The sequence below is a fragment of the Bacillus sp. UNC125MFCrub1.1 genome, from assembly GCF_000701305.1.
GTDB lineage: Bacteria > Bacillota > Bacilli > Bacillales > Bacillaceae > Bacillus > Bacillus altitudinis.
Window position 1 is genome coordinate 523,211 of the sequence record NZ_KL370769.1, and the last position, 12,848, is coordinate 536,058.

The window sequence follows — 12,848 nt, forward strand, 5'->3', positions numbered from 1 at the left end:
GTGTCAATTAATCGCCTCTATTGCAGATTAAAGGAGGTTATATAAACTTCTTTCACCTTGCCATCTTGCAAATAGTTATTCACTTTGTTTTTGACCTGTGTTTTAAAATGTTCTCTGCCTTTTTTGCCATCAAGTTCATCTGCATTCGTGTCTGATAAAATGTCGATCACAGCATCTTTCACTTGGAAGCTTCTTTTTTCAAGCTCTTCTTTGGCTTTTTCTGAATCTGTTTCAATATTTAGTACAAGTTTAACCGCATTTCCTTCAGATTTTAAATTGGTCACAATCTCAGGAATTTCAACAGAAGCTTTTACGACTTCATCTGCTGTTGGCTCTTTTTCTGCTTTTGCTTCGTCTGACCCATTCACCAGAAAGACAATACCTGCTCCAATTCCGACGATAGCAATAATCATGATTAGCATTACTACGACTAATTTCTTCTTCATTCAAACTCCTCTATTCCTTGATTCAATGAAATGACTTGGATTTTTCTATAGAAAGAAATGATTTTCTCCTGAAGCTGCTCTTCATCTTCTTTCACAACGAATTTCTTTCCATTGGCGAGTGTAATGGTCGTGTCTGGAAAGCTTTCGATTTGCTCGATATGGAGAGCGTTGAGCATAAATCCTTTGCCATTTAATCTTGTCACTTCAATCATATTAAGCAGAGAAGCGATAAACCGCTCCCCCTACCTCCTATCGTTTCAGATTCACAAGTTCTTGCAGAATTTCATCAGATGTTGTGATCGTCTTTGCATTCGATTGGAATCCACGCTGTGCGATAATCATTTCTGTAAACTCGTCTGTTAAATCAACGTTTGACATTTCAAGTTTACCTGTTTGAAGTTCACCTGTTCCTTGAGTTCCAGGAGCCATGGCATTACTTGGTGCACCGGAACTGAGTGTTTGGCGATATAAGTTATCCCCAACTTTATCTAGTCCTCCTGCATTACTGAAAGACACAAGTGATACTTGTCCAACAGTACGAGAAACGTTGTTCTCAACTACAGAAACGGTCCCATCTGGCCCAACACTAACACTTGACACATTGTCTCGTGGAATGTTGATTCTTTGCCCATCCATCCCAAGAAGATAGTTTCCATCAGATGTTATCAAATCCCCATTTGAATCAGGTTTGAAGTTCCCTGTTCTTGTAAATAGGATTTCACCTTGCTTTTCAATACGGAAAAATCCATCTCCATTAATATAGAAATCATATGGTTCGTCTGTATTTTGAGAAGAACCTGATGTCATGATTTTATCAATAGAAGATAAAGCTGATCCTAATCCAACTTGTTTTGAGTTGATTGAACCAGAGTTATTCGTCGGTCCACCAGAACTTGCAATGGTTTGACTGACCATATCTTTAAACGTAATACGGCTTTTTTTGTATCCGTGTGTATTGACGTTGGCTACGTTATTGGCTACAACATCTAATTTTGTTTGGAAGTTTTTCATTCCGCTAATTCCTGAGTAAAGTGAGCGTAACATTTATTTTCCTCCTCGATTTGCTTACGATTTTTCTCCAACAGTTGTAACGTCCCAAGGGCTGATTTTCGTTCCATCTTCTAAATATAGGAAGTATTCATTGTTTATGTTTTTCACAGACTTCACAATGCCAGATATGTCTTTATCATCTTGTTTACCCTCTACTTCTTTACCAATCCATCCTACATATGTCGTAAATGGATCTTGGTGTGCAACAAATGTAGACATGATCTGATTCATTTGAGTGATTGATTCATTCATATTCATTTGTTGTTCTAAAGAAGAAAATGTTGCAAGCTGTGTGACAAACTCACGGTCATCAATCGGGTTTGTCGGATCTTGGTTTTGAAGCTGCGTAAGCAAGATTTTCAAGAACTGATCTCGGCCAAGTGTATCTGTTTTCTTTGCTGCGTTTGAAGAAGTGTCCGCTTGTGCGGCTGTTCTATTCGTCGCATCAACAGTTGCCATTAGATCTCCTCCTCTTCTTCTTCTGATCCAACAAGCGCATCCAGTACATCTTGGAATTCAGCTTCCTGTTCATCAGGCTGCTGGAAACTTTGTCCTTTTGATGGCTGCTGCTTGCCTTCCTCATTAAATTGTCCAAAAGACGGCTGCTCATTTGACTGAAGCGGTATATGGAAACGGTCAACTTGAACCGACATATTCGGTAACGCCTGCTTGAGCTGCGGCAGATGATGCTCGAGCAGCTCTTTTGCTGCTTGCGTTGAAGCTGTAATTTTACTCGCATACATCCCGTTTTGTTTCGTTAGCTGGATGGTAATAAACCCTAGATTTTCTGGATTTAATCGTACGGTAAACCGTCCGCTTGAATTGCCAAATGGTGTGAACTTCATTTGTTTCCACGTATTTAAAATCTGCTGATCAACCGTGCCTGGCTTTTCGTCAGTTGTTTGCGTCTGCTGCACAGGAGCAGCTGATTGCAGTTGGAAGAACTGTTTATGCCCTGGAAGCAGCGTATGGGTGATTGTTTTTTCAGAAGCAGGTGCCGTAGTGCCTTGACCTTTGGTGACTTCTTTTTTCATAAGCCATTCAAGTGAGGCAGCACCTTTTGCTGGAGATGAGAAGGAAGATTCTTGCCTTGGAGCAACCATTTCTTTTAACTCTCCTAAGGAAATTTTCCACTCTTTATCTGACCCTTTCGCATTCGCCATCATATGATCGATTAACTGATTAAAGTGTTTCAGCTCGCTTTGCGACATATTATTCAGCTTAGGTGCCGATCCTTGCGAGAAGAACTGCTCTTTTACTTGTTGAATGAGCTTTTCATCTGCTCCGTTTTTCGTTAGAAACTTGATGAAATCTTCACCTTTTGCTTGAATATCCTGTACAAGTTTTGCATCAAAGCTCACCGGCTGCTGATTCAGTATTTGATATAAGAAAAAGTGGACTTGTATGAGCTGTTCACTATGTTCAGCAACTGGCTTCTCATCCTGATCGCCATAGATAACCGATTCCATCTTTTGAAATAGCTCTTCAAGTGACTTTAAGTCAGCCCCCTCAAGCTTTTGACCTTGCAGCGCCTGAAGTGCCGCAAGAAGATCTCCATCTATTCCTTCTTCAGGTGATTGTATCCATTTTTCAATGATTTGCATCGCATCATTCATGGATAGATTGGTTTCCGCCGGCTGAGAAATAGCTGGACCACTTTGAATACCTGCGCCATTTAACAATTGTTTAAACAGGCCGCGAGCAGATACTGCCCCCTCTCCCTTTAGTCCCGAGAGACCTTGGGAAGATTGCTGTAAGGCTCCAATGTCCAATAGCTTCACTTATTGTCCACCTCCATTTTCACTTTCTTCTTTTTTGGCAAGCTCCTTCGTGAACGTTGCTGCCTTCTGAGGTGTCAGTTTTGCTAATATGTCCGTCAGCTTATTTTTACTCAGCTCTTCAAGGATCTTCAAAGCTTCTTTATCACTTAGCTCTGATAGAATTTTGGCAGATTTCCCTGCATCCATGCTTTCATAAATGCTGGCGACCTTTCCTTTTGATTGCTGATTAGAAGATGCTGACGAATCAGTTGAAGATCCTGATGCGTTATTACTTGATGATGTACTGTTTGATGAACTGTCACTTGCTGACGTGTTCTCTTTATCAGATGTTTTTTCAAGTGAATTGATTTTTTGATTCAATCGTTTAATCTCTTCATCACTTGTCTTCAAGTCTTTTTGAGCAATTTCAAGTTCATTCTCTTGTTCTTTAATCGTCTTTTTCAACGCTTTCAACTCTGTATCACGTTGATCGTTATTTGAAGATGACGTTTTTGATGTGTCATCTGATCCAACCAAGCTGCTAATCCCCGGAATGTTTTGGAGCGGTTTCTTTAGATCATAACCTGCCATATAAAGGATTGTGCCCGTTACAATCACAAGCACAACCAATGGGATAATGACAATAAACAAGATCCATTGAAATTTACCGCCGCCGCTTGATTCCTTTGTTTTTTCCTTCTTAGGCATTCATCTCGACTCCTAATGTCCTTGAAACATGAATTGGCTGATAGAGATATCATCCATTTCTTTCATTTCAATTGCCTTATGTTCAAGGGAGAACTTTTCAAATTGCTTTTCTTTCATTTTTTCAAACTTTTTAAACTCAATATTTTTTTCAGTTAAATCAGATTGTTTTTCATTCATTTGATGGCGTTTCATGATCACAAGCTGCTGATAATGATGAATGGTGTTATCTAAGTTCGTCACAAATTGCTGATAATGACGCATTTCTTGAACACTCATCCCACTTCTCAGCTTTTCTTCTTTGCTCTTTTCCATTAGCTCTTTTTTACTCATATTTTCATAGAGTTTTTCAGCGGCTTGCTCAAATGCCGAAACGGATTGTTGATACGCTGCGAGTGATTTGTCTTTTTCACTTTCTTTCAATTCTAAGAGCTTTTGAAATTTGTATTGATATCTCACTGTTTTTGTCAATCCTCTCTATTCATCAAACTGAGCAATATCCTCACGCTGTCTTCAATCGATACAGCCTCTTCAACGTCCTGCTTCAAAAATGAAATCAGTTGTGGGTAAGCTTGCATGGCCTCATCAATATCTTTAGAGGAGCCTTTTTTATATGCTCCAATGTTAATGAGGTCTTCAGCGTTTTGATATGTGGATAAAAGCTGGCGGAACCGGTTAGCCGCTTCCTTGTGATCATGACTTGCGATATTACTCATAACACGACTGATACTTTTCAGAATATTGACAGCTGGAAACTGTCCTTTGTTGGCCAGTGCACGATCAAGTACTATGTGGCCATCTAAAATCCCCCGCACTGTATCAGCGATCGGCTCATTCATATCGTCACCATCAACAAGCACTGTGTAAAACGCTGTGATGGAACCAAGTTGATTTGTACCAGTTCGTTCTAGCAATTTTGGCAGTATAGCGAACACTGAAGGCGTATATCCTTTTGTTGTTGGCGGTTCACCGGTTGCAAGTCCTATTTCCCGCTGTGCCATGGCGACCCTTGTGACAGAATCCATCATAAACATGACATTTTTTCCTCTGTCTCTGAAATATTCGGCAATAGCTGTTGCAGTATAGGCTGCTTTTAATCTTGTCAGTGCGGGCTGATCTGAAGTTGCGACAACAACAATCGAACGCTTCAGTCCTTCAGCTCCTAAATCTTTTTCGATAAACTCGCGAACTTCACGTCCACGCTCTCCAACAAGTGCAATGACATTGAGATCCGCTTCTGTCTGCTTGGCAATCATCCCCATCAAGGTACTTTTACCAACACCGCTTCCCGCGAATATGCCAATTCTTTGACCAGTGCCGACTGTGAGCAAGCTGTCGATCACTCTGACACCAACGCCCATTTTTTCACGAATAGGCGGTCTGTCCATCGGGTTTGGAGGAGATTGTTCTGTTGAGACAGGTGCAAGTCCTTTAGGAAGCATGCTGCCGTCCAGTGGATCACCGAAGGCATCAACAACCTGCCCGATTAAACCAGTTCCTACTTTGACCTTTAACGATTCACCTGTTGCTTCAACAAGACTGCCTGGTGAGATGTTAGAGGCTTCTACGTAGGGCATGAGCAAAATGTTTTCATCTTTAAAGCCAACGACTTCTGCTTTGATCGGATGATTCTTACTCCCTTTTTTGTGAATAAGACATACATCACCGATTGAGCTTTCTGGCCCCTTGGACTCGATCATCAGTCCAACAACTCGATTGACTTTACCAAAACGTTTATAAGGATCGGCGGTTTCAATCGTTTCTTTTAGCACATCTATGTTCATTTGTGATCACCTGAATCAATGACTTCTAATAACTTTTCTTTTAACTGATTCATTTGGGTATCAACGCTCGCTTCCACTTTTCCAAAGCTTGTTTCGACGTAACAAGTACCTTTTGGTGCTTTTTCATCCGAGTAAATGGCAAGATGTGTATTCTTTTGAAGGATTCTATTTAATTCATCTTTATATTCCATCACATGTTCGTAATGTGCAGGGTCGACATAGATGGAAATATCGTCATATTCCTTCACTTCTGAAATGACCTGCTTCACTAGCGTTAAAAATTGTTCTTTTGTGTCCTCAGCTGCATTCCATACTCGTTTAGCGAGCTCAAAGGCAAGTTCGACAATTTCTTCAGCAGAGCTTTCGATTTTCGCTTCATAGTCCTGCTTTGCAAGGCTGACAATGTCATTCGCTTGATCAAGAATCGATTGATACTGTAAATTCGCATCTGCTTCGCCCTTTTGAAAACCATCTTGATATCCTGTTTGTTTCGCTTCTTCAACGAGCTGTACTCTTTCTGCTTCAAAATCAGCTCGCCGCTGATTGATTTCAGCCATTGTTTGTTCCAGCTCACGATTTGCTTGTTCTAAAATACGGCTTGCTTCATCTTGCGCATCACTTAATACAAGTTGAGATGCTTCTGTCTCGTTGACAAGCTCTTCTTCGTGATGTTCTCTTTTGAATTCCACTTGCTGCAAGGGAATGGTTTGACGGCCTTGTTCAGGAATAACAGATGTTTCATGTTTGATAATCCTAGACAATGATATCGTCTCCTCCACCTCGAGCTATGACGATTTCTCCAGCCTCTTCAAGTCGTCTTACGATGCTGACAATACGAGTCTGTGCTTCCTCGACATCTCTAAGCCGGACAGGTCCCATAAACTCCATTTCTTCTTTGAACGTTTCGACCATACGTTGCGACATGTTGCGGAAGACAATTTCTTTGACTTCTTCGCTTGCCACTTTGAGTGCAAGTAGTAAATCGTCATTCTCAACATCTCGAATCACGCGCTGAATGGCTCTGCTATCAAGAGTGACAATGTCTTCAAAGACAAACATACGTTTCTTAATTTCATCAGCAAGCTCAGGATCTTGAATTTCCAGTGTATCTAAAATGGTTTTCTCCGTTGCACGGTCTACACCATTCAGGACTTCGACTACCGCTTCGACTCCGCCCGTTTGAGTATAATCTTGCGTAAAGGTTGAAGAGAGCTTTTGTTCAAGAATACGTTCCACCTCATTGATGATCTCTGGAGATGTGCGGTCCATTAAAGCAATTCTTCTTGCAACCTCGGTTTGTACTTCCTCGCCTAACTCAGATAAAATCTGTCCAGCCTGTACTGGATCTAGGTAGGAAAGAATGAGCGCAATGGTTTGTGGATGCTCATGCTGGATAAAGTTTAAAATTTGCTCTGGGTCAGCCTTTCTAGCAAAATCAAATGGTTTCACTTGAAGTGAGGATGTTAAGCGATTTAAGATGCTGTCCGCTTTGTCCTCACCAAGCGCTTTTTCAAGCACTTGTCTTGCGTACATAAGGCCACCTTGTGATATGTAGTCCTGCGCGATGGCAATGCTGTGAAATTCTTCGATGATCTCATCTTTTTTAGCAGTATCTACACTTCTTACATTTGAAATTTCTAATGTTAATTTTTCTATTTCGTCTTCAGACAGATGTTTGTATACAGATGCTGACACGTCTAGCCCTAAGGAAATCATTAGGATTGCTGCTTTTTGTCTGCCTGTTAGTCGATTTGGATCTTTTCTCGACATGTGTATTCCTCCTAATCCTCGGACAGCCAGCTGCGTAGCAATTTAGCAAAGTCTTCTGGTTTATCTTTTGCCATTTTTTCAAGCTGATTTTTTCTCACCATTTCTTCTGTTTCTGGCTCAGTATCGATATCAGGAACATGAATTGGTGTACGTTCATCAAACTCAAACTCTTCTTCCTCATCTTTTCTTCGCTTACGTACGAGAAGGATAATGAGAGCGATAATGGCAATTAGTAGCACACCGCCAACAATATAAACCCAAATCGGAATATTGTTTGAAGGGTTTTCTGCTGCCGTTTGCTGTTTACCGTCTAATTTTGATACAGATAAAACGATTTTGTTATCTAAGTCAGCTTGAGTGAGTGCTTGACCGTTTGTGTATTCTTTATCAATCGATGTACTGATGATGGTTGAAAGAATTTTTTTGATATCATCCTGCCTTTCAGCAGTTAATGAGTTCGGATCGTTTGCAGTAGGCGGTTCAACTAGTGCCTGAATGCCAACGTCTCTGATTTTATAAGGACTTTCTTTGATATCTTTATGAATGCGGTTGACTTCATAATTGATACGATCTTCGCTCTTTTCGTAATCTCCGCTTCCATTCGTTCCATCGGCACCTTGATAATTTGTGACATCATCGTCACCTGTTCCAGCGGTGCCTCCAGCTGCTGCGCCATTACCTGAATAAGTTTCAGCAATCTTTTCAGCGCTGACAGCAATTCCTTGCATGTTTTCTTGATCAACTGGTTCGACAAGATCTTCTTTTCTTTTTTCTTCAGTAAAATCAATGTCTGTAGTGACCGATACGGCAACTTTCTCTTGACCCATCATCGTTCCAAGCAGCTGTTGAATTTTTCGTTGAAGATTCTTTTCAATCTCCTCTTTTTTCTGCTGCTGTGCATCCATTCCACTTGCATAGGAATCTGAGCTGCTGTTTAAGTCATAGTAGTTGGAATCTTGGTCCATAATGACAATGTTTTCTGTTTTTAAATTCGGCACACTTTTTGAAATAAGATGATAAAGGCCTTTTACTTGTTGCTGAGTAAGCGTGTAGCCTGGTTGAACTTGCAGCACAATTGATGCTGATGCATTACTTTGCTCTTCTCCAACAAAAACGGAATCTTTTGGCAGGTTAATCATAACCTTTGAATCTTTAATCCCATCAATCGTGTTGATCAGATTGGATAGTTCTGTCTGAGTTGCGTCTACTTTCAGAACATCAAATTCATTATCTGTTAAACCGAAGCCGGAATTGTTCGCAAAGAAGGAGTAGTCAATATTCCCCGTTTTAGGAAGTCCTTCTGATGCGAGTGTGACTTTTAAAGTGTCTGCTTGCTTTTCTGGAACTAAAATCGTCGTTCCGTTATTTGCAAGTTCCGATTTAACGTTTTTGCCATCCAGTTCCTGTTTGATTTGTCCTGCTTCTGCCTCAGACAAATCTCTAAACAACGGAACCATTTTTTCAGAAGAAGCAAAGATGCTAACAACCGTAATAATGATTGCTAGGGCAGCTACGCCGCCAATCATGAGTATTTTTTGTAATTTTGATCGATTTCGCCAAAACTCAACTGTTTTTGTTCTTAATTGCATTAAAGTACGATTCATCTTAACCCCCGGTCATTCCATTCAGTCTATTTTTTGTCCACCAGCACCTCCTACATCTGCATTCTCATAATCTCTTGGTACGCTTCGACTGCTTTATTCCGAAACTCGGTTGCAGCTGTGAGTGTCACACTCGCTTTTTGTGAAGCAATCATGACTTCATCGAGATTGACATCTTTCCCTTGTGCGAGAGCATTCGTATACTGGTCTGATTTCAGCTGTGATTGATTTAATGCCTCAATGGAATTCTTCAGCACATCAGAGAAATTCGTTTGACTTTTAGGTGCAGCCGCCTGCACAGACGACGCATTCGTCAATTCACTTGCTTGCTGAGCGGTTTGAAGCTGGAAAGGAGATATTGCGTTAACCAATTCTTTTCACCTTACTTTCCTATTTCTAAAGCTTTCATCAGCATGCTTTTATTCGCATTCAGCGCAGTCACGTTTGCTTCATATGACCTTGAGCTGCTGATGAGATCAACCATTTCCTTTAATGGATCAACGTTTGGTGTTTGAACATATCCATTTTCATTGGCATCGGGATTTGTAGGATCATATTGAAGGTTGAATGGAGTTTCGTCTTCAGTAATTTTTGTTACTTTGACGCCGTTTCCTAATTTGCCGCTCGAATTCATGCTTGAGTTCAATATAGATGAAAATGATTCACCTGACGGCTGTAATGTGACGAGCTTGCGTCTATAAGGCTCCCACTTGCCATCAACCTGTTTAGCTCTTGTTGTATCCATATTCGCAAGGTTCGAGGATACAACGTCCATTCTGAGCCTCTGTGCTGTTAATGCTGAGGCCGAAGCGTTAACGCCTGAAAAAATCGACATCACTTACCTCCTGTCAAAACTGTTTTAAGAGAATTGAACTTTCCGCTCATTCTTTCAACCAACGCATTATACTGAATTTGGTTTTTAGCGAGTTCACTCATCTCTTGATCAATATCGACATTATTTCCGTTTTCTTGATAAGAAGTACGGTTACTCGAAACAACTGAATAATTAGACCCTGTTTTAGAAAAATCAATGTGACCTTGGTATGTTTTTTTAGCATCTAATTTGATTGACGCATCATTTAGCATGTCGTGGAATGCAACTTTTTTAGACTTGTAGTTCGGTGTGTCTATATTCGCGATATTATTGCTTATGACTTTTTGCTTAACATTCGCTCTGCCCAAGGCATTCTCAAGGTTGCTTATCGTTCCAGAAAATATATCCAAAACCATATACCTCCAATCATATGTATTTCATTCCATTTAATCATGTCGAGATTTGTAAAACCATATGTTCATTGTAAGAAATAATAGGATTAAAGTCTATGATGTAATTGTAAAAAAAACTCGTAATATATATCTATTTTACGAATAGGTATAAAGACCTAGATTCAAAGCACTACAGAATTGTAAGGGGTTTCTTGGAAAAAAGAGTGTCATTTTTCGGACAAATCCTCTTTTTTTATACAAAAAAACCCTTTTCAGCGTTTATTTCGGCCGAAAAGGGTTTTTTGATTAGTGAGATTTTAAATTTTCAAGTTCAATTAAAAATTTGTTGTTTAATACTTTAATGTATGTTCCCTTCATTCCAAGAGAACGAGATTCAATAACGCCTGCACTTTCTAATTTACGAAGTGCGTTTACGATCACTGAACGAGTGATTCCTACACGGTCAGCAATCTTACTTGCCACAAGCAGCCCTTCGTTTCCATCAAGTTCTTCAAAGATATGTTCAATCGCTTCAAGTTCACTGTATGAAAGAGAGCTGATCGCCATTTGAACAACCGCTTTACTTCTTGCTTCTTCTTCAATTTCTTCCGCTTTCTCACGAAGAATCTCCATTCCAACAACTGTTGCGCCGTATTCAGCAAGAATTAAATCATCATCTGTGAATGTATCCTGCAAACGAGAAAGGATTAACGTCCCTAAGCGGTCTCCGCCTCCGATGATTGGTACAATCGTTGTCAAACCTGATTGGAATAAATCACGGTTCTCAATCGGGAAAGCTGTGTACTCACTGTTGATGTCAAGGTTTGAAGATGTTTCAGGGACATTGAATAAGCTTTTTGTATATTCTTCAGGGAACTGACGATCTTCCAGCATTTTTTTCATACGTGCATTTTCAATCTGCTGGTTAATGGAGTAGCCAAGAAGCTTCCCTCTTCTGCTTAATACGAAAATGTTTGAATCAATGACATCTCTCAGTGTTTCTGCCATTTCTTTAAAATTAACCGGTTTCCCCGCTGCATCTTGCAGCATCGAGTTAATAATCCTTGTTTTTTGTAGTAACGCCATAATAATGATCCTCCTAGATTACTTTATTCATTTGTTAAAGTATAAATTGACTTAAGTCTTTGTTATTTGCAATCTTTCCTAGCTTCTCTTCTACATACTGAGGGGTAATGGTCACTGTTTCCATTGTAATATCAGGCGCCTCAAATGAGAGCTCTTCTAGCAGCTTCTCAAGTATGGTGTGAAGCCTTCTTGCACCGATGTTATCCGTCTCCTGATTGACGTGATAAGCCACTTCGGCAATCTTATGAATAGCATCGTCAGAAAATTCAAGAGATATACCTTCTGTTTCAAGTAAAGCCTTATATTGCTTTAATAACGCGTTATCTGGTTCCGTTAAGATTTTCACAAAGTCTTCTATACTTAATTTATCTAATTCTACACGGATTGGGAAGCGTCCTTGAAGCTCTGGAATCAAATCCGAGGGTTTCGCCATATGAAAAGCACCTGCTGCTACAAATAGAACATGATCTGTTTTCACAGCCCCATACTTCGTCATCACAGTGGAACCTTCTACAATCGGTAAAATATCACGTTGAACCCCTTCACGAGAAACATCTGCAGACGATGTACCACCGCTTTTGGCAATTTTATCGATTTCATCGATAAAGATGATTCCTTGCTGCTCTGCTTTTTGCACGGCTTCCTGACCGACTTCATCCATATCAATCAGTTTTGAAGCTTCCTCAGCAGTTAACGCTTTTCTCGCTTCTCTGACGGTCAGCTTTCTGCGTTTTTTCTTTTTAGGCATGAGATTGCTAAGCGCATCCTGCATGTTCATACCCATTTGCTCCATACCCGAGCCTTGAAGCATATCAAACATGGAAGGCTGCTGCTCTTCAACTTCAATCGTGACGTAATGGTCTTCAAGTTCACCCATCGCCAGCTGGTGCGCAATGCGTTTTCTCGTCGACTCAAGCTCTACTTCTTCACTTGAGTGATCTCGATCACTTTCATCAGCATCAGAACCACCAAACAGCATCTCAAAAGGATTTTTCACAGACTGACTTTTTTTCTTTCCAGGAACAAGTAGATGAACAAGCCGTTTGTTTGCTTGTTTTTCCGCTTCTTCTTGAACATCCTTCATTTTTTCTTCTTTGACTAGTCTGATTGCTGTTTCCACTAAATCTCTGACCATTGATTCTACGTCACGTCCGACATATCCAACTTCAGTAAACTTCGTCGCTTCCACTTTAATGAAAGGTGCACCAGAAATCCTTGCAATTCTGCGGGCAATTTCTGTTTTCCCCACACCTGTCGGACCAATCATTAAGATGTTTTTAGGAACGACTTCATCCTTTAGCTTATCATGTAAAAGACTTCTTCTGTAACGGTTTCTTAAAGCCACCGCCACTGCTTTTTTCGCATCAAGCTGACCAATAATGTACTGATCGAGCTTTTCAACTATCTCTCTTGGGGTGAACGGCTTTTTCTCCATACGTC

16 protein-coding genes are annotated in these 12,848 nt (G+C 40.3%); all 16 read right to left on the reverse strand.

Annotation, left to right across the window (positions count from 1 at the left end; all coding sequences use genetic code 11):
• Window positions 1-17 precede the first annotated feature (17 nt).
• Complete coding sequence (gene fliL, locus N521_RS15410) at window positions 18-446, reverse strand: flagellar basal body-associated protein FliL (RefSeq protein WP_007499592.1); 429 nt, start codon at window positions 444-446, stop codon at window positions 18-20.
• The gene (locus tag N521_RS15415; RefSeq protein WP_008344794.1) at window positions 443-658 is read right to left on the reverse strand and encodes a swarming motility protein SwrD; all 216 of its coding nucleotides are present in this window, start codon (window positions 656-658) and stop codon (window positions 443-445) included. The genes fliL and N521_RS15415 overlap by 4 nt, the downstream gene beginning before the upstream one ends.
• Before the next feature lie 37 nt (window positions 659-695).
• The gene (gene flgG, locus N521_RS15420; RefSeq protein WP_007499593.1) at window positions 696-1,490 is read right to left on the reverse strand and encodes a flagellar basal body rod protein FlgG; all 795 of its coding nucleotides are present in this window, start codon (window positions 1,488-1,490) and stop codon (window positions 696-698) included.
• Between the two features lie 21 nt (window positions 1,491-1,511).
• Complete coding sequence (flgD, locus tag N521_RS15425) at window positions 1,512-1,955, reverse strand: flagellar hook assembly protein FlgD (RefSeq protein WP_035392066.1); 444 nt, start codon at window positions 1,953-1,955, stop codon at window positions 1,512-1,514.
• Window positions 1,955-3,277: a flagellar hook-length control protein FliK gene (gene fliK, locus N521_RS15430; protein ID WP_035392069.1), complete on the reverse strand. Its 1,323-nt coding sequence runs from the start codon at window positions 3,275-3,277 to the stop codon at window positions 1,955-1,957. Before fliK ends, flgD begins: the two co-directional genes overlap by 1 nt.
• A complete protein-coding gene (locus tag N521_RS15435; protein WP_007499599.1) occupies window positions 3,278-3,964 on the reverse strand; it encodes a MotE family protein in 687 nt (228 codons plus the stop codon).
• Window positions 3,965-3,976: 12 nt separating this feature from the next.
• Complete coding sequence (gene fliJ, locus N521_RS15440) at window positions 3,977-4,420, reverse strand: flagellar export protein FliJ (RefSeq protein ID WP_024720352.1); 444 nt, start codon at window positions 4,418-4,420, stop codon at window positions 3,977-3,979.
• Window positions 4,421-4,428: 8 nt separating this feature from the next.
• On the reverse strand, window positions 4,429-5,745 hold the full coding sequence (fliI, locus tag N521_RS15445) for a flagellar protein export ATPase FliI (protein WP_008344803.1): 1,317 nt from the start codon (window positions 5,743-5,745) through the stop codon (window positions 4,429-4,431).
• Window positions 5,742-6,506, reverse strand: coding sequence for a flagellar assembly protein FliH (gene fliH / locus N521_RS15450; RefSeq protein ID WP_025207330.1), 765 nt, complete (start codon window positions 6,504-6,506; stop codon window positions 5,742-5,744). The genes fliI and fliH overlap by 4 nt, the downstream gene beginning before the upstream one ends.
• The gene (gene fliG, locus N521_RS15455; protein WP_008344808.1) at window positions 6,499-7,515 is read right to left on the reverse strand and encodes a flagellar motor switch protein FliG; all 1,017 of its coding nucleotides are present in this window, start codon (window positions 7,513-7,515) and stop codon (window positions 6,499-6,501) included. The genes fliH and fliG overlap by 8 nt, the downstream gene beginning before the upstream one ends.
• An 11-nt stretch (window positions 7,516-7,526) precedes the next feature.
• Window positions 7,527-9,119, reverse strand: a complete 1,593-nt coding sequence (fliF, locus tag N521_RS15460) for a flagellar basal-body MS-ring/collar protein FliF (RefSeq protein WP_035392073.1) — start codon at window positions 9,117-9,119, stop codon at window positions 7,527-7,529.
• Window positions 9,120-9,169: 50 nt separating this feature from the next.
• Complete coding sequence (gene fliE / locus N521_RS15465; protein WP_007499609.1) at window positions 9,170-9,487, reverse strand: flagellar hook-basal body complex protein FliE; 318 nt, start codon at window positions 9,485-9,487, stop codon at window positions 9,170-9,172.
• A gap of 11 nt (window positions 9,488-9,498) precedes the next feature.
• A complete protein-coding gene (gene flgC, locus N521_RS15470; protein ID WP_007499610.1) occupies window positions 9,499-9,951 on the reverse strand; it encodes a flagellar basal body rod protein FlgC in 453 nt (150 codons plus the stop codon).
• Entirely contained in the window at window positions 9,951-10,340 is a 390-nt protein-coding gene (gene flgB / locus N521_RS15475) for a flagellar basal body rod protein FlgB (protein WP_017359092.1), read from the reverse strand. The genes flgC and flgB overlap by 1 nt, the downstream gene beginning before the upstream one ends.
• Window positions 10,341-10,628: 288 nt before the next feature.
• Window positions 10,629-11,408 carry a GTP-sensing pleiotropic transcriptional regulator CodY gene (codY, locus tag N521_RS15480; protein WP_007499612.1) on the reverse strand — a complete coding sequence of 260 codons (780 nt, stop codon included), beginning with the start codon at window positions 11,406-11,408 and terminating at the stop codon, window positions 10,629-10,631.
• 34 nt (window positions 11,409-11,442) lie between these two features.
• Window positions 11,443-12,843: an HslU--HslV peptidase ATPase subunit gene (gene hslU / locus N521_RS15485; protein WP_017367242.1), complete on the reverse strand. Its 1,401-nt coding sequence runs from the start codon at window positions 12,841-12,843 to the stop codon at window positions 11,443-11,445.
• Window positions 12,844-12,848 lie beyond the last annotated feature (5 nt).

Excerpts from the sequence above, each read along its gene's own strand:
- hslU (WP_017367242.1), bottom strand. The coding sequence starts at position 12,843 with ATGGAGAAAAAGCCGTTCACCCCAAGAGAGATAGTTGAAAAGCTCGAT.
- fliI (WP_008344803.1), bottom strand. The coding sequence starts at position 5,745 with ATGAACATAGATGTGCTAAAAGAAACGATTGAAACCGCCGATCCTTAT.
- flgD (WP_035392066.1), bottom strand. The coding sequence starts at position 1,955 with ATGGCAACTGTTGATGCGACGAATAGAACAGCCGCACAAGCGGACACT.
- N521_RS15435 (WP_007499599.1), bottom strand. The coding sequence starts at position 3,964 with ATGCCTAAGAAGGAAAAAACAAAGGAATCAAGCGGCGGCGGTAAATTT.
- flgG (WP_007499593.1), bottom strand. The coding sequence starts at position 1,490 with ATGTTACGCTCACTTTACTCAGGAATTAGCGGAATGAAAAACTTCCAA.
- flgC (WP_007499610.1), bottom strand. The coding sequence starts at position 9,951 with ATGTCGATTTTTTCAGGCGTTAACGCTTCGGCCTCAGCATTAACAGCA.
- fliF (WP_035392073.1), bottom strand. The coding sequence starts at position 9,119 with ATGAATCGTACTTTAATGCAATTAAGAACAAAAACAGTTGAGTTTTGG.
- codY (WP_007499612.1), bottom strand. The coding sequence starts at position 11,408 with ATGGCGTTACTACAAAAAACAAGGATTATTAACTCGATGCTGCAAGAT.
- fliL (WP_007499592.1), bottom strand. The coding sequence starts at position 446 with ATGAAGAAGAAATTAGTCGTAGTAATGCTAATCATGATTATTGCTATC.
- fliG (WP_008344808.1), bottom strand. The coding sequence starts at position 7,515 with ATGTCGAGAAAAGATCCAAATCGACTAACAGGCAGACAAAAAGCAGCA.
- N521_RS15415 (WP_008344794.1), bottom strand. The coding sequence starts at position 658 with ATGATTGAAGTGACAAGATTAAATGGCAAAGGATTTATGCTCAACGCT.